Source organism: Geobacter sp. FeAm09, from assembly GCF_008330225.1.
GTDB lineage: Bacteria > Desulfobacterota > Desulfuromonadia > Geobacterales > Pseudopelobacteraceae > Oryzomonas.
Map to the genome: position 1 here is coordinate 1,592,243 of NZ_CP042466.1, position 14,482 is coordinate 1,606,724.

Consider the following 14,482-nt stretch of genomic DNA (forward strand, 5'->3'; position numbering starts at 1 on the left):
TGCGCATTGTTTGCACTGTCGGTTGATTGAGTCGCATTTGTGGCGAATGGCGACACATTTGCTTCTATATCGACTGTAAATGAGGAGGAAATGTGGCTTAAATAAGGAAACGTGGCGTTCCTGGGTGGGGCTGGGGGGCGTGCGGCAAAAAAGGCACCTCCATCAGTCGATGGAAATGCCTTTTTGCCCGTTTTTATGACGTATATTCCACGGGGCATCCGATGCCCGGAGATTCAATGATCCGGTTCGAACGGCACCGGTTCGCAGACGCTGGCGCTGCTATGGGTTTTGGCCCCGCACCGGGAGCAATAGAATGCAGGTTCGCTGCTCAGTTTGGCGCGTTGGCGGCTGTCGGTAACGGCGCATATCTTCGCACTTTTGCTTGCCATGACCTGATCCCCCTTTCGGGACGATTGTCTATCTTACCACGTACCCCTATGATAAACCTTTTTGGGGGGAATGAGCGGCTTTTTAATTCCCGAATTTTGGTACAAAAAAACGGCTTTGCAATCTCTGCAAAGCCGCATATTTATTGGCTGGGGCGCCAGGGATCGAACCTGGGAATGCCGGAATCAAAATCCGGTGCCTTACCGCTTGGCGACGCCCCAATAAAACTATGGCTGGATGAATCGTATCAGATGGTCTCGGCAACGGCGGCAAACCAGCCGGTGCCGTCGGTCAGGACGGTGCGGGCCCGCTCGGCGCTTTCCCGGTCCCCGAAGAGGCCGAAGACCGTCGGGCCGCTGCCGGACATCATGGCCCCTGCCGCACCTTCGCGGAGCATGGCCTCCCTGATCTCGGCAATCACGGGGAAAGCGGGTATGGTTACCGATTCCAGGTCGTTGGAAAGGATCGAGCAGACATCCTCCATACTCCGGAAAAGCTCGGGGAGTTTAGCCAGACCTTCCCGGTTTGTCAACTGTAAACTTCGATAAACCCAGGCCGTGGAAACATGCACGCCGGGGTTGACCAGCAACACCCAGGCGGCCGGCATGGCCGGCATGGGGGTGAGCTGCTCGCCGACGCCCTCCGCCAGGGCCGGTTTCTGGAAGATGAAGAAGGGCACGTCGGCGCCCAAGGTAAGGCCGATTTCCATGAGGCGCTGTTCCGAAAGCCCCAGGCCCAGGAGCTCGTTCATGCCCATGAGCACCGTGGCGGCATCGCTGCTGCCTCCGCCCAGCCCGGCCGCAACCGGGATGTTCTTGGCGATGTCGATGACCGCTCCCTCTCCCGGGTCCGCCAGGTCGAGCAGGGCCTTGGCCGCCTTCCAGGCGATGTTGCCCGGGCCGTCGGGTACGCCGTTCTTGCCGCAGGTTACGAGGATGCCGGGAGTCCCGGTCAGGGTAATGGTGATGGCATCGCACAGGTTGACCCGCTGCATGACCATGCGCAGATCGTGGTAGCCATCGGGACGGCGCCGGATCACGTCCAGGCGGTAGTTGACCTTGGCTGGGGCTTGTAACGTCAGGCTCTTCACACGCACTCCATGGTTGCGGGGCGTACCCCGCGGTTATGCCGGTTGAAAATCGGGAATATTTACTTAACGCAAGAGCCCCCTAAAGGCAAGCCCAAAGTGGCGTGCGGCACGCTTTCGTCCGCCTATTTGATACAGACCCGCCGGACCTCGTGGATATCGGTCAACCCCTGCAGCACCTTGATGATGCCGTCCTGCTTGAGGCTGGACATGCCGTCCAGCACCCCTTGCTCGCAAACGGACTCCGTATGGGCCCGGCGCTTGATCAGGCCCTTCAGCGCGGGGGTGCAATCCAGTACCTCGTGGATGCCGAGTCTGCCGCGATACCCGCTATGGCCGCACCGCTCGCATCCCACGGCCCGGTAAAGGGACAGCCCCTCCCGCTTCAAACCGGCCAAGGCGAAATCCTCTTCGCCGTACTCGGCGATGAGCTCATCGACTTCCGATTCCAGGGGGCGATAGTTCTCCCGGCAATCGGGGCAGAGCCGGCGGGCCAGGCGCTGGGCCAGGACGCAGAGCAGGGAGTCGGAGAAACTGTAGGGGTCGAGTCCCATCTCCAGGAGCCGGGTGACCGTCTCGGGCGCTGAATTGGTGTGCAGGGTGGAAAAGACCAGGTGGCCGGTCAGGGATGCCTCCACGGCTATGCCGGCCGTTTCCTCGTCGCGCATCTCGCCGACCATGATCACATCCGGGTCGAGCCGCAGGAAGGAGCGCAGGGCCGTGGCAAAGGTGAAGCCGATGCGCGGGTTGACCTGCACCTGGCGCAGGCCGGCCTGGGTGATCTCCACCGGATCTTCGGCCGTCCAGATCTTGCGGGTCGGCTGGTTGATCGTGGCCAGGGCCGAATGCAGGGTGGTGGTCTTGCCCGAGCCGGTGGGACCTACGACCAGCACCAGGCCGTGGGGGGTCTTGAGCGCCTCCTCGAAGACACGCCGGTTGCGCTCGGTCAATCCCAGGTTGTCGAAGCTGATCGGCTCGCCGCTGGAGAGGACGCGGATGACGATGTCCTCCAGCCCGCCGACGGTCGGCATGGTGGCCACGCGCAACTCGATGTCCAACGGCCCGAACTTCTTGAATTCGATCTTGCCGTCCTGGGGCTTGCGACGTTCGGCGATATCCAGGTCCGCCATGATCTTGATGCGGGAGGGGAGGGCGAACTTGTATTTGTAGGGGATCTTCTGGTAGACGGCGCACTGGCCGTCGACGCGGGTGCGCACCACCACGTCCTTCTTGCCGGGATAGGGTTCGATGTGGATGTCGGAGGATTTGCTGGCGTAGGCGTCGTAGATGATCTTGTTGACCAGCTTGACGATGACGCTGTCCTTCTCGGTGACTTTTCGGGTTTCCTCCTCGATGTCCGGTTCGTCGCCGAGGGCGGTCTTGCTGAGCAGATCGACGATGCTGTCCGGCAGGATGTCCAGGTTTACCTCGTCGCTGGCACTGGTGGCAACAGCATTGCCGGTTATGTTGTAAAGATGGCGATGGGCCGCGCGGATATCGCTTTCGGTGGCGATGACGGCGATGATCCGCAGGCGGATGCTGTCCTCCAGTTCCCTGATGTCGATCTGCCGGAGGGGGGTGTCCATGGCCAGTGTCAGGGTGTTGCCGATCTTGGAGATGGGGGCGATGCGGTGTTTCTGGGCATAAACGACGCTGATGTACTGGGAGAGGACCAGATCCAGATCCTGGCAGTTGATGGAGACATAGGGCAGGTCGTACTGCAGCGCCACCGCCTGGGCAAGCTGCTCCTCGTCCGCATAGCGCAGCTTGATCAGCGCCTTTTCCAGGGAGATGTCGTACTGCCGGGCTATCTCGCGGGCGTGCCGCATCTTCTGCTGATCCACCCGGCCGTCTCTGATGAGGATTTCGGCCAGTTCCAGGCGCTTGTTTTTCTGGTCGAGCACGAAGCGCAGATCGCTTTCCCGGATAAAGCCGAGTTTGCAGAGCAGTTGGCCGATGGTCTGGTCCGGAATGTTTTTCTGCAGTTCCAGCGCCTGCTGCAACTGTTCCTGGGTGATCAGCTCCTGCTCGATCAGTATCTCGCCGACTTTTTTTACGATCATGGGTGCTGGCGCCTCTATCGTGTTGGGATGTCGAAGCCGTGCTCCAGAAGAAGGGAGCGCACGACCCGGTCAACGGCGAGATCGGTGAGAAACAGGCTGCCGCCGGGCAGGGATGGGTCGTCCAGCCAGAACCCCGACATCTGCACCGAGTAGGGGAGCCCTTCCTCGCGGATCAGGTCATGCCGGTCGTAGCTGCCCCGGATCTTCATCCCGGCAAGGATCTTCTCCGTGCTCCTGCGGAAGTCGTCCTGCCGGTCCAGGGTGATGACGCGGTATCCCTTGGCCTCCAGGAGACGGAAAAGGGTGTAGGTGACCGCATCGCCGTCAAAACGGTTGATCACATACCTCTGGCCGCCGCGGACGAACGACCTGTCGGCCCTGACGGACAGCGAGATGCCGCTGTTGTCCGCCCCGAATACGTCCAGGCTGCGGTCCCGCTCGGGCGCCACCGCCAGCGCCGCCAGGACGGCATCCACCAGCTCCGGCTGGGGCAAACCGCCCACCTGTCTGATGATGCGCGCCGGCCGCACAATGAGGGGGCGGGGCGCGGCAAAGGGCTCGAAGACCGTAAAGCCCTCGCTCCTGAGGAGCCCCCGCACGGCGGGCGACAAGGGCTGCCGTGCGTTGTTCAGCAGAACCGCATCCTGGTTGACCAGGCTGTCGGCAGTCTTTTCGATCTTGAAATCCGAGTGGACGGTCAGTTTCGGGTCGGCGCCGAACTCCAGGTCGAAGTTCTCCTCCACCGAGTAAAAGCCGCCCGCTTCAAGCATGGCGGCCCAAAGCTGCCCGGCGTTCGCCGGCGTTTCCGAGACGATCCTGACCGATGGCTCCTTTTCCTCTATCAGCGTCCTGATCAAAGGCGGGATGCCGTTGGTACGGTCAACCACGATCCGGCCGCCGTCCATGGCGGCAAACATGGGGTAGCGCTGGGGATCGAGGGTCAGGGTGAAGTGGGGGGAATGGAGCGTGAGCGGCTTGGCCAGGTCGCTTTGGGGGGGTACGATCCTGTCCCATGCACCCTTGATCCGCCGCAGGGTTTCCTCCTCGTCGCGTGCCGCCGGAGATGGCATCGGCAGGCTAAAGGTCTTCCCCGCCACCGGCAGGGCAGGTGCGCCGGGCCCGCGGTCCGCCCCTGTCGCGCCCGAATCTTTCGCCGTGCTGCCCACAGCGGGAATCTCGATGCGCTGGCCGACCTTCAGGCGCCTGATGTCGCCGATGTTGTTCCTGCGGCAGATCTCGCCGATCAGCGCCTCGGCCTGGTTGACGGTGACGCCGAAACTGCGCACCAGGATCTTGTGCAGGTTGTCGCCGGCCTTGATGACGTAGGTCGTGCCGTTGTGCGGCACGTGCCCGCCTCCGGGACGAGGGCGATGACGGGCGGCGTGCTTGCCGGTCCTGCCTGCCTCCTTGGGTGCCGACGCCTCCTCAAGGGCTTTGGGACTCAGCTCGAAACGGGGATCCATGGCGGCATGCAGCAGGTGCGCGGGCGCCGAAGCGGCAATGGCGAACAGGAAAACCAGGGTGCTGCGAGTACAGGTACATGAGAACATTGCATCTCCATGGTCGGCCCGAATAAGGCGCCCTTTACGGGGCGGGGCCGATAAAATAATATTCCCGCACAGTGATGAAAAAGGTCCGCAACCGGTGCTTCCGGCGGCTAGTTCAGCGATACGACGATGGCGTTCAGTTTCGCGCCTCTCCGGTAGAGCAGCAGGTCGGCCCCGCCGTCCGCCTGGCCGCGCTCGACCTCGTACCCGGCGACACGCTCACGGGAGGTCACCCGGTAGGTGCCGCTGCCGGCCAGTTCCGTCAGCACCGTCTTCAACAATGCCTCGTCGAGGCGCGGCGCTTTGACCGCCAGGACCTGGACCGCCTTGATGCGGTCCTTTTCCCGGAATATCCGGCATTCGTAATGCGGTCCCGCATAGCGTTCCCACCCCGGATGCCGGGCGGCATACCGGCTGTCGCGGCCATGGGCCGGGACGAACGCCGGCAGCGGCGCAGCAGCCGGGCCGGCCGGGGAAGGGCGCGCGCTGGAAATCGCCGTCTGGGCGCCCGCCGGGCCAGGGGCCGGTTTGGGCTGCCCCGCGGAAGCAGGGGGGGAAGGGGGGCGCACAACAGCCAGGACCCCCGGATTCGGCCGCAGCAGATACCATGCTCCGGCAACGACACACGCCATGACGGCCAGGGCGATGCCTGCCCAGCGTTTCCGCCGTCTGCCCGGCAATTCGAAGCCCTCGATGAAAGGGGCGATATCGTTCCGGCTCTCCTCATCGGCCATCGCGGGCGTCGCGATGCGAAAGTCGCCCGGCGTCGATGCGGCGGAAGGCGCCAGGGCCGTGTGCGCCGGACGGTTGCCGCTTCGGGCCGTCTTGGGTACGGAAGGAGGGTGGGGCGGCCGGACCGCGGCAGGCGGCGGTGCTGGGGTCGGTGGCCCACCGGCAGCGGATAGTGCCGCGGGCATGTCCGGAGCGAGGGGGGCATGGCCGGCTGCCAGGTTGGCCGCCGTCTCGGGGACGGCCAAACGCCGGGACGATGCCGCCTTGGTGCGGGGGGGCGGGCTGGGCGCCTCCCGGACCGGGACAGCGCTCGCCACGGGGACGTCGCTTTCCTGTCCCGAGTCCCGGGCCCCGGGCATGGTGTTCATGAACTCGTCCAGCGACGTTACCAGCACGAACGGATCATCTGCTGGAGCCGCTGATTCGCGGGGAGGGGCCGGCGCGGCGCCGGCCGGTTCCCGGGGGTGGTCCTGTTGCGCGTGGAGTGGGCGGCAGATCTGCTCCCATTGGGGGCCGAGGATCGATTGGAGGGCAGCGGCTAAGGCTTCGGCCAGTTTCGGCTCGGGCAGGGTCAGGTCGAGCAGATGTTCGAAGAGCCCCGTGACCTGCCGGGCGCCGCCATCGCTTTCGTGCATCAGGATAAAGGCGGGCGCTCCGTTCCTGAGCAGCATCTGGATGTGCCGGGCAATCTCCTCGGCGTTGATGCCGGATATCCGGTTCTGGATACAGACGACCGTCGGGCGTTTTACGAAAATATCCTGCAGCGCCTGATCGATGTCGGCCACCACATCGATCGTGACCTTGATGGCCGCGTGGAGGTACTGCTTGATGTATTCCGTCTTGGGACTGTTGGAGATGATGACGAGGCTGACCATTGGTGACCTTTTCGACATGATTGGTCTTGTTTTATCGCATGACGGCTCGGGGCTTGTCAATCTACCATAACTAACACGACTTAAGGTGAAAGAAAATAGTCGTTTTTTGGTAAAAGCCACTCTCCTGCCGCCGGACATGGCCAGGCCGCCAGCGGCAGGCGGGAAGATGGCGGCAGTTTTTCCTTCGTCTCGGAAAAGTGGGCTTGCGCGGCGAGGTTCCGCCATACTATACTGAATGCCGCTCCTGGCGACAGGGGCGAGATTTTGTTCAACAGGAGATGTGACCGTGAATCCGAGATTTCCCGCCGAATGGGAGGCGCAGGACGGCGTCCTGCTGGCCTGGCCCCACGAAGGCACCGATTGGGCCTACATGCTGGACGATGTCCGCCCGGTCTTTGCCGATATTATCCGCCGGATCACCCGGTTCGAACGGGTGGTGTTGACCGCGCCCAACGCCGCCTCGGCCCGGGAGTACCTGGCTGCCGCCGGCATCGGCCTGGAGCGGGTCGTTATCTGCGAGATGCCCAACAACGATACCTGGGCGCGGGACTTTGGCCCCATCACGGTGATCTTCAACGGCCAGCCGGTGCTGCTGGACTTCGGCTTCAACGGCTGGGGGCTCAAGTTCGCCGCCAACCATGACAATCTGATTTCCAAACGGCTCAAGGAACAAGGCGCGCTGGTGCCCAACCTCAAGACCGTCGGCCTGGTCCTGGAGGGAGGCAGCGTGGAGAGCGACGGCCTCGGCACCATCCTGACCACCGCGGAGTGCCTGCTTTCGCCCAACCGCAACCCCCAGTTGGACAAGGGGGAGGTCGAACTGGCCCTGGCTTCTCTCTTGGGGGCCGGGCGCGTGCTCTGGCTCAACCACGGTTTCCTGGCCGGGGACGACACCGACTCCCATATCGACACCCTGGCGCGTATCTGCCCGGACAATACCATCGTCTATACGGCCTGCGACGACCCCCGGGACGAACATTACCCGGAACTGAAGCTGATGGAGGAGGAATTGAAGGCCTTCCGGGCGCCGGACGGCTCCCCCTACCGGCTGCTCCCGCTTCCCTGGCCCAGGGCCCGTTTCGATGAGCAGGCCCACCGCCTGCCGGCCACCTATGCCAATTTTCTGGTGATCAACGGCGCCGTGCTGGTACCCACCTACCGGGACCCGGAGAAGGACGGCCCGGCCATGGCGTGCATCGGCCAGGCATTTCCCGGCCGGGAGATCATCGGCATCGACTGCCTGCCGCTCCTGGAGCAGCACGGCTCGCTGCACTGCGTGACCATGCAGTTGCCCCAGGGGGTGCTGCCATGACGCGCCTCCTCACGGCGGCATTGATCCAGCAGCGGTGCGGCAACGATAAAAAGGCGAACCTGGACGGAACGTGCGCCATGATCAGGCGTGCCGCGGCCGACGGAGCTGCGCTGGTGGTCCTGCAGGAGCTGCATGCCGGCCCCTACTTCTGCCAGGTGGAGGACCCGGCCCTGTTCGACATGGCCGAGCCGCTTCCCGGCCCCGCCAGCCGCGCCATTGCCGAGCTGGCCGGCGAACTGGGGGTGGTCGTCGTGGCCTCGCTCTTCGAACGCCGCGCCCCCGGCCTGTACCACAACACCGCCGTGGTCTTCGAAAAGGACGGTTCCACGGCCGGCATCTACCGCAAGATGCACATCCCCGACGATCCCGGCTTTTACGAGAAGTTCTACTTCACCCCCGGCGATCTGGGGTTCAACCCGGTCAAGACCTCGGTCGGCACCCTCGGGGTCCTGGTCTGCTGGGACCAGTGGTATCCCGAGGCGGCCCGTCTCATGGCCCTGGCCGGGGCCGATCTTTTGATCTACCCCACCGCCATCGGCTGGGACCCGGCCGACAGCGCGGCGGAAAAGGAGCGCCAGCGCGATGCCTGGATTACCGTCCAGCGCGGCCATGCCGTGGCCAACGGTCTGCCGCTTCTGGCCGTCAACCGGGTCGGCTTCGAGCCGTCCCCCCTTCATCCGGAAACCGGTATTCAATTCTGGGGGAGCAGTTTTGCGGCCGGACCACAGGGGGAGTTGCTGGTGGAGGCCTCGCGGGAGAACGAGGAGATTCTCCTGGTGGATGTGGATATGGAGCGGAGCGAAACCGTGCGGCGCATCTGGCCGTTTCTCCGCGACCGGCGTATCGACGCCTACGGGGACCTGGTGAAGCGTTACCGGGATTGATGTGGCAGATCCAAATTTAAGTCAACATCTGCCACGGAGACACAGAGGTACAGAGGTACAGAGGTACAGAGAGAAAAACGCAGTATCTATTTGGGGAAAACAACATCTGAATCCGTTGTTTATTTAGTTTTGCTCCCGCTTTTCTCCGTGTCTCTGCGTCTCTGTGGCAGACGTTTTCAGGGTGGTTAGTTGTGCCGAGCAAACGTCAGAGGCCCCAAAAGGCGAAATCCTTTGGGGCCTCTGACGTTTCATTCCGGTGTGGTGCGGATAGCCCGGCTATCCCTTCAAGCCGGTCTCCCGGGCCAACTCCCGCCAGGCCGGCAGGCTCCGTTCGATCATGGCCATGTCCACGCAGTAGGCGATCCTGAAAAAGCCGGGCGCCCCGAAGCCGCTTCCCGGCACCAGGAGGATGCGGTGCTTCTGGGCCAGCTTGATGAACGCCACGTCGTCGGCCAGGGGGGAGGCGGGGAAAAGGTAAAAGGCGCCGTCCGGCTTGACCAGCTTGAACCCCATGGCGGTCAGTTCCCGTACCAGAAGATCGCGTTTCGCCCGGTACGGTTCGATGTCCACCGACTCGTCCTGCAGGTTGGTCACCAGCCGCTGCATGAGGGCCGGCGCGTTGACGAAGCCCAGGACCCGGTTGCAGTAGATGGCGCCCCCCATGAACTGCATGGCGGTGGGCATGCGCGGGTTGATCGCCAGGTACCCGATCCGCTCGCCCGGCAGGGCCAGGTCCTTGCTGTGCGAGGTGACGATGACCGCATTCTCTATCAGCGGAAAGATGTTGGGGACATGCTTGCCGTCATAGGCGATGCGGGCGTAGGGCTCGTCGGAGATGACGTAGATGTGGCGGCTGGTCTTCTGCTGCGTCCTGTCCAGGAGGTCGCCGAGCTTGCGCAGGCTTTCCGCCGGGTAGATCACCCCGGTGGGGTTGTTGGGGGAGCAGATGATGATGGCCCGCGTCTTCGGCGTGAGCGCTTTCTCAATGGCGTCCACGTCAAGCTGGAAGGTGTCGCGGTCGGTCCAGACCGGCACCGGAATGCCGCCGTGGTTGTCGATGTACGAGATGTATTCCACAAAATAGGGGGCCAGGACGATGACCTCGTCCCCCGGATTGAGGATGGTCTTGAGCACCACATTGAGTGCGCCCCCCGCCCCGCAGGTCATGACCACGTGCTCGAAGGTGACCGGCAGCCCGGAATCCCGGGCCAGTTTTGCCGCCACGGCGGCCCGGGTCTCGGGGTAGCCCGCGTTGTTCATGTAACTGTGCATGCCGGGCAGGGGATGCTGGGCCAGGGCCAGAAGCTCCCGGTAAAAGGCCTCGGGCGGCTCCACATCCGGGTTCCCCAGGGTGAAGTCGTAGACGTTCTCGGCACCGAATTCCTGGCGCAGGGCCTCTCCCTCCTCGAACATCTTGCGAATCCAGGATGACCGCGAGATGAATCCTGCAATTTTGGTGGCGATGGCCATGGCTGTTCCCTCCCCGGTGCCGTTTCTGATAAGATGATCTCATCATTATTACTACAACCGTTCCGGAGAACTCAATGGAAATTCCATCCTACCCCGACTCGCGGCCCCTGGACCTTGCCGATAAGTCATTGCTGGATGGGCGCTTTTCCGTTCTTCAACCGCGCATCTCCGAGTTGACCTTTGCCGGCCTGTACCTGTTTCGCGCCGCCCACGACTATCGGCTGGCCATGGTGGGGGATGCGTTGCTGGTTCTGGGGCGCGGGTATTCGGGGGAACGTTACTGTCTCCCCCCCGTGGGAGGTGCGGTGGAAGCGGCGCTGGATGCGGTGTGGAACGACGGGCTGGAACTCTACGGCGCCGACGAGACGCTTGCGGCACAGTGCCTGAAGCGGGGAGGGGTGACCGCGGCCGAAGATCGGGATTCCTTCGACTATCTCTATCTGCGGGAGGAACTGGCTACCCTGCCGGGCCACCGTTTTCACAAAAAAAAGAACCGTATCAGCTATTTTGCCGCCCGCCACGAATACCGGGTGGCGCTCTTCTCGGAACAGCACCGGGCAGGGTGCCACAGGCTGCTGGAGGTGTGGCGGGGGGTGAACGACGACGGGGGCGCGGCCACTGCTCTCGGCGGGGAATTGGCGGCGGCGGCAGAGGCCCTTGAAATGGCGGAGCGGTTGGGCCTGGAGGGGGTGGTCGTGACGGTTGCCGGCGAGGTCACGGCCTTCAGCCTGGGGGAACGGCTCAACGCCGGGACCGCGGTCTGCCATTTCGAAAAGGCCGACCCCTTCATGGAGGGGGCGGCGCAGCTCGTCAACCGGGAATTCAGCCGGCTTCTTTTCACGGAGTGCCGTTTTGTGAATCGGGAGCAGGACCTGGGGGATGGGGGCTTGCGCAACGCCAAACTTTCCTACCACCCGGCCGAGTTGATCAAAAAGTTCCGCATTCGCCGGACACCACAAATGAATGCCTGAATCCGTGCGGACCCGCGGGTTCGGGTGAAAGAATTAATTCATGTCCTGCCCATGGCAATCGGTTTTCTGATAAATAGTTTGCAATCGCTGGAAAAATATTGTACATAACCTGTTCTTTTAAAGGCGGCATCCGTGCCGTATCTCCTTGCTCCGGGCAGGACCGGGGCTTGAAAACCGTGAGGAGGAAACATCACATGAGGAAGTATGAAACGATTTTCATCCTCCAGCCGGAACTTGGCGAAGACGAGATCAAAAGCATCAGCGCCAAGGTTCAGGAAGTCATTTCGTCGTACAATGGCGAGTGCTTCAGGCTGGACGACTGGGGTGTCAGGAAGCTGGCATACCCCATCAGGAAGTTTGCCAGGGGGCGCTACTATTATCTGCGCTTTGATGGTGGGGCTGAGCTGATCGCCGAGTTGGAACGGCGTCTCAGGCTGAACGAGAAGGTGCTCCGGTACCAGAGCGTCAACATTACCGGGGAACCCGAAAAGGCTGTCGAGAAGAAGGCTCCCGCGGTCGAGGCGGAAGCGGTGGAGGCTGTTGAAGAGGCAGCCGGTACCGTTGAAGCGGCAAACGAATAATTTCCTGGAGGATATACTATCATGAGCGACGAAAGACCCAGCACCCCCTATCAACGTCCGGCAGGCGGCCCCGGCCAGCGTCCGGCAGGCGGCCCCGGCGGCCCCCGCAAGCGTCGTCCGTTTCAGCGCAGGAAGGTATGCCGTTTTTGCGCCGAGAAGAACCTGACCATTGATTACAAAGAGCCCCGTACCCTGCGCTACTTCATCTCGGAGCGCGGCAAGATCGTTCCCCGCCGTATTTCCGGCAACTGCGCGAAACACCAGCGGGAAATCACCGAGGCCATCAAGCGCGCCCGCAATCTGGCGCTTTTGCCGATCGCTTCGAACCACTCGCTGTCCTAGGGGCGGAATGAACCCGAACGCTCCGGCCGGCTCCGTCATGGCACGGCTTCTTGCAGTTATCCTGGGCACCGCAGCAACGTTCGCGTTGTTTGCGGTGTCCTTCGTACTGCCGCCGCTCGGTTTTTTTACGGGGCTTCTGGCCCCTTTTCCGGTGGTGTACTACCGGCTGCGTCAGGGACGCGGCCCGGCTTTTGCCATCCTTGCGCTGGCTGGCGCCGCTTTGACGGCGGCGGTCAGCCCCAACGCGGGCGCCATCTATCTGCTGCAGTGCGGAGTTATCGCCCTGTTGCTGCCGGAACTGCTGCTGCGGGGGCATAGCGCGGCCCGGACCATCGCCTGGACCACGGGTGTGAGTGCGGCCGTCGTGGCTGTCGTCACCGGTATCCTTGCGCTGGTCAGCAATCAGGATCTGCAGCAGGCCCTTTCCGGGGAGATTTCCACAAGCATCTCCCGGGCGCTCGCCCTGTACGAGAAGAGCGGCGTCAAAGGCGAGGAACTGTCCATGGTCAAGAAGTCCATGGACATGGCCGCCGCGCTGCTCATCAGGATTTATCCATCGTTGGTGACCATCCTGCTCGGGATTATGGCGGGATGCAATCTGGCACTCATACGCCGTCCGGCATTCCTGATGGGATACCGGTTCAACCTGGGCAATTTCAAGGATCTCCGGCTGCCGGAGCCCTTGGTCTGGCTTCTGATTGCCGCCGGGTTCGCCATGCTGGTGCCCAATGAGTTCGTCACGATACCGGCTCTCAACGTGCTGGTCGTGACGGCAACGCTTTACTTTTTGCAGGGGCTGGCGGTTATTCAGACCATCATTGCCCGCCAGGCCTTCTACAGCGTCATACGCCTGTTTTTCTGGGTGATGCTGCTGGTACAACCGTATCTCGCGGCCATTGTTGCCGTTCTTGGCATATTTGATCTGTGGGGAGACTTCCGTACCCCCAAAAAACAGGAAAACCTGTAATAATCAGGCTCGAAAGGAGAGAAGCATGAAGGTCATTCTGAAGGAAAACATCGAAACCCTCGGCCACATCGGCGACATCGTCAAGGTTGCGCCCGGCTATGCCCGCAACTATCTGGTCCCCAAAGGGTTTGCCATCGAGGCGACCGAGAAGAACGCCAAGGCGCTGGAACACGCCAAACGCCAGTTGGCCTACAAGAAGAACAAATCCCTGGAGGCCGCCCGCGCCCTGGCCGCCAAACTGGAAGGGGTTGCCATCGAGCTGGTCCACCAGGCCGGCGAAGAAGGGAAACTCTTCGGTTCCGTCACCAACATGGAGATCGCCGCATTCCTCACCGAAAAAGGCTTTGACATCGACCGCAAGAAGATCGTTCTCGCCGAACCGATCAAGCAGGTGGGCGAGGTCAGCGTCCCGGTCAAGATCCACCCCGAAGTTGTGGCAAACCTCAAGGTGACCGTCACGGCCGCCTGATCGCCGGATTCATAGCAGAACAGCAAAAGCCCGCCGGGGATTCTTTCCGGTGGGCTTTTTTTTTTGTGATAAAAATATCAGAATCTGCCACAGAGACACAGAGGTTCACAGAGAAAGGCGTAACACTTCAGGGGAGATTTGAATCCGATTTTCAGCGCCTGCCGTAATCTCTTGGTTTTCTTCGTGTCTCTGTGTCTCTGTGGTAGATGTGTTTTTTACTCTTTACCGCCGGCTTATCTCCAGGAAGTTCTCCAAAAGCTTCATCCCCCCTTCGGTCAGGATCGATTCGGGATGGAACTGCACGCCCCACAGGGGGAGGGTCCGGTGCCGCATCCCCATGATCTCCCCGTTCTCGACCCATGCCGTGACCTCCAGGCACTCCGGCAGACTGCTCCGTTCCACCACCAGGGAATGGTAGCGGGTGGCCTGGAAAGGGTTCGGCAGCCCGGCAAAGATCTCCCGGCCGTCGTGGCTGATGGGCGAGGTCTTGCCGTGCATCAGGGATACGCTCCGGATCACGTTTCCCCCGAACGCCTCCCCGATGGCCTGGTGGCCGAGGCAGACGCCCAGGATCGGAATCCGGCCGGCGAAATGTTTGATCGCCTGGACCGATATGCCCGCTTCGCCGGGGGAGCAGGGGCCGGGGGAGATCACGAGACGTTCCGGCTGGAGGGCCTCGATCTCTTCCACGGTGATCTTGTCGTTGCGGTAGACGCGCACGTCTTCGCCCAGTTGGCCGAAATATTGGACGATATTGAAGGTAAAGGAATCGTAGTTGTCGATCATCAGCAGCAT

At 62.3% G+C, this 14,482-nt stretch carries 14 protein-coding genes and 1 tRNA gene; 7 read left to right on the plus strand and 8 right to left on the minus strand.

What is annotated here, in order from left to right; translation table 11 throughout:
* Nucleotides 1-233: 233 nt before the first annotated feature.
* The 6 genes from FO488_RS19380 to FO488_RS07580 form a co-directional block, all read right to left on the minus strand.
* Nucleotides 234-389 (minus strand): hypothetical protein, encoded by a 156-nt coding sequence (locus FO488_RS19380; RefSeq protein WP_168205937.1) that lies wholly within the window; start codon nucleotides 387-389, stop codon nucleotides 234-236.
* Between the two features lie 144 nt (nucleotides 390-533).
* Nucleotides 534-608 (minus strand) — tRNA-Gln (locus FO488_RS07560).
* 26 nt (nucleotides 609-634) lie between these two features.
* Nucleotides 635-1,477 (minus strand): 4-(cytidine 5'-diphospho)-2-C-methyl-D-erythritol kinase, encoded by an 843-nt coding sequence (gene ispE / locus FO488_RS07565; RefSeq protein ID WP_149209997.1) that lies wholly within the window; start codon nucleotides 1,475-1,477, stop codon nucleotides 635-637.
* A 122-nt stretch (nucleotides 1,478-1,599) separates the two neighbouring features.
* On the minus strand, nucleotides 1,600-3,537 hold the full coding sequence (locus FO488_RS07570) for a GspE/PulE family protein (RefSeq protein WP_149209998.1): 1,938 nt from the start codon (nucleotides 3,535-3,537) through the stop codon (nucleotides 1,600-1,602).
* Nucleotides 3,538-3,551: 14 nt separating this feature from the next.
* Nucleotides 3,552-5,087, minus strand: a complete 1,536-nt coding sequence (locus FO488_RS07575; protein ID WP_149209999.1) for a LysM domain-containing protein — start codon at nucleotides 5,085-5,087, stop codon at nucleotides 3,552-3,554.
* 107 nt (nucleotides 5,088-5,194) lie between these two features.
* Nucleotides 5,195-6,691: a hypothetical protein gene (locus FO488_RS07580; protein WP_149210000.1), complete on the minus strand. Its 1,497-nt coding sequence runs from the start codon at nucleotides 6,689-6,691 to the stop codon at nucleotides 5,195-5,197.
* A 286-nt stretch (nucleotides 6,692-6,977) separates the two neighbouring features.
* On the opposite strand from FO488_RS07580, the gene FO488_RS07585 reads away from it, so the two are divergent.
* Nucleotides 6,978-8,003, plus strand: a complete 1,026-nt coding sequence (locus tag FO488_RS07585) for an agmatine deiminase family protein (RefSeq protein ID WP_149210001.1) — start codon at nucleotides 6,978-6,980, stop codon at nucleotides 8,001-8,003.
* A complete protein-coding gene (locus FO488_RS07590) occupies nucleotides 8,000-8,887 on the plus strand; it encodes a carbon-nitrogen hydrolase (protein ID WP_149210002.1) in 888 nt (295 codons plus the stop codon). Before FO488_RS07585 ends, FO488_RS07590 begins: the two co-directional genes overlap by 4 nt.
* Nucleotides 8,888-9,163: 276 nt before the next feature.
* On the opposite strand, the gene FO488_RS07595 is transcribed toward FO488_RS07590, so the two are convergent.
* Nucleotides 9,164-10,357 carry a pyridoxal phosphate-dependent aminotransferase gene (locus tag FO488_RS07595; protein WP_149210003.1) on the minus strand — a complete coding sequence of 398 codons (1,194 nt, stop codon included), beginning with the start codon at nucleotides 10,355-10,357 and terminating at the stop codon, nucleotides 9,164-9,166.
* 74 nt (nucleotides 10,358-10,431) lie between these two features.
* Between FO488_RS07595 and FO488_RS07600 the strand changes: the two genes are divergently transcribed.
* From FO488_RS07600 to rplI, 5 genes are all read left to right on the plus strand, one after another.
* The gene (locus FO488_RS07600) at nucleotides 10,432-11,328 is read left to right on the plus strand and encodes a DUF2156 domain-containing protein (protein ID WP_149210004.1); all 897 of its coding nucleotides are present in this window, start codon (nucleotides 10,432-10,434) and stop codon (nucleotides 11,326-11,328) included.
* A gap of 194 nt (nucleotides 11,329-11,522) precedes the next feature.
* Nucleotides 11,523-11,909, plus strand: coding sequence for a 30S ribosomal protein S6 (gene rpsF, locus FO488_RS07605; RefSeq protein WP_149210005.1), 387 nt, complete (start codon nucleotides 11,523-11,525; stop codon nucleotides 11,907-11,909).
* 21 nt (nucleotides 11,910-11,930) lie between these two features.
* The gene (gene rpsR, locus FO488_RS07610) at nucleotides 11,931-12,251 is read left to right on the plus strand and encodes a 30S ribosomal protein S18 (protein ID WP_149210006.1); all 321 of its coding nucleotides are present in this window, start codon (nucleotides 11,931-11,933) and stop codon (nucleotides 12,249-12,251) included.
* A 37-nt stretch (nucleotides 12,252-12,288) separates the two neighbouring features.
* The gene (locus FO488_RS07615) at nucleotides 12,289-13,218 is read left to right on the plus strand and encodes a YybS family protein (protein WP_205743378.1); all 930 of its coding nucleotides are present in this window, start codon (nucleotides 12,289-12,291) and stop codon (nucleotides 13,216-13,218) included.
* Nucleotides 13,219-13,243: 25 nt separating this feature from the next.
* Nucleotides 13,244-13,687 carry a 50S ribosomal protein L9 gene (gene rplI / locus FO488_RS07620; protein ID WP_149210008.1) on the plus strand — a complete coding sequence of 148 codons (444 nt, stop codon included), beginning with the start codon at nucleotides 13,244-13,246 and terminating at the stop codon, nucleotides 13,685-13,687.
* Nucleotides 13,688-13,909: 222 nt separating this feature from the next.
* On the opposite strand, the gene FO488_RS07625 is transcribed toward rplI, so the two are convergent.
* A complete protein-coding gene (locus FO488_RS07625) occupies nucleotides 13,910-14,482 on the minus strand; it encodes an aminodeoxychorismate/anthranilate synthase component II (protein WP_149210009.1) in 573 nt (190 codons plus the stop codon).

Bases quoted from the DNA above. Each gene is read 5' to 3' on its own strand.
- FO488_RS19380 (WP_168205937.1), bottom strand. From the start codon at position 389: ATGGCAAGCAAAAGTGCGAAGATATGCGCCGTTACCGACAGCCGCCAA.
- FO488_RS07570 (WP_149209998.1), bottom strand. From the start codon at position 3,537: ATGATCGTAAAAAAAGTCGGCGAGATACTGATCGAGCAGGAGCTGATC.
- FO488_RS07575 (WP_149209999.1), bottom strand. From the start codon at position 5,087: ATGTTCTCATGTACCTGTACTCGCAGCACCCTGGTTTTCCTGTTCGCC.
- FO488_RS07580 (WP_149210000.1), bottom strand. From the start codon at position 6,691: ATGGTCAGCCTCGTCATCATCTCCAACAGTCCCAAGACGGAATACATC.
- FO488_RS07590 (WP_149210002.1), top strand. From the start codon at position 8,000: ATGACGCGCCTCCTCACGGCGGCATTGATCCAGCAGCGGTGCGGCAAC.
- FO488_RS07595 (WP_149210003.1), bottom strand. From the start codon at position 10,357: ATGGCCATCGCCACCAAAATTGCAGGATTCATCTCGCGGTCATCCTGG.
- FO488_RS07600 (WP_149210004.1), top strand. From the start codon at position 10,432: ATGGAAATTCCATCCTACCCCGACTCGCGGCCCCTGGACCTTGCCGAT.
- rpsF (WP_149210005.1), top strand. From the start codon at position 11,523: ATGAGGAAGTATGAAACGATTTTCATCCTCCAGCCGGAACTTGGCGAA.
- rpsR (WP_149210006.1), top strand. From the start codon at position 11,931: ATGAGCGACGAAAGACCCAGCACCCCCTATCAACGTCCGGCAGGCGGC.
- FO488_RS07615 (WP_205743378.1), top strand. From the start codon at position 12,289: ATGGCACGGCTTCTTGCAGTTATCCTGGGCACCGCAGCAACGTTCGCG.
- rplI (WP_149210008.1), top strand. From the start codon at position 13,244: ATGAAGGTCATTCTGAAGGAAAACATCGAAACCCTCGGCCACATCGGC.
- FO488_RS07625 (WP_149210009.1), bottom strand. From the start codon at position 14,482: ATGCTGCTGATGATCGACAACTACGATTCCTTTACCTTCAATATCGTC.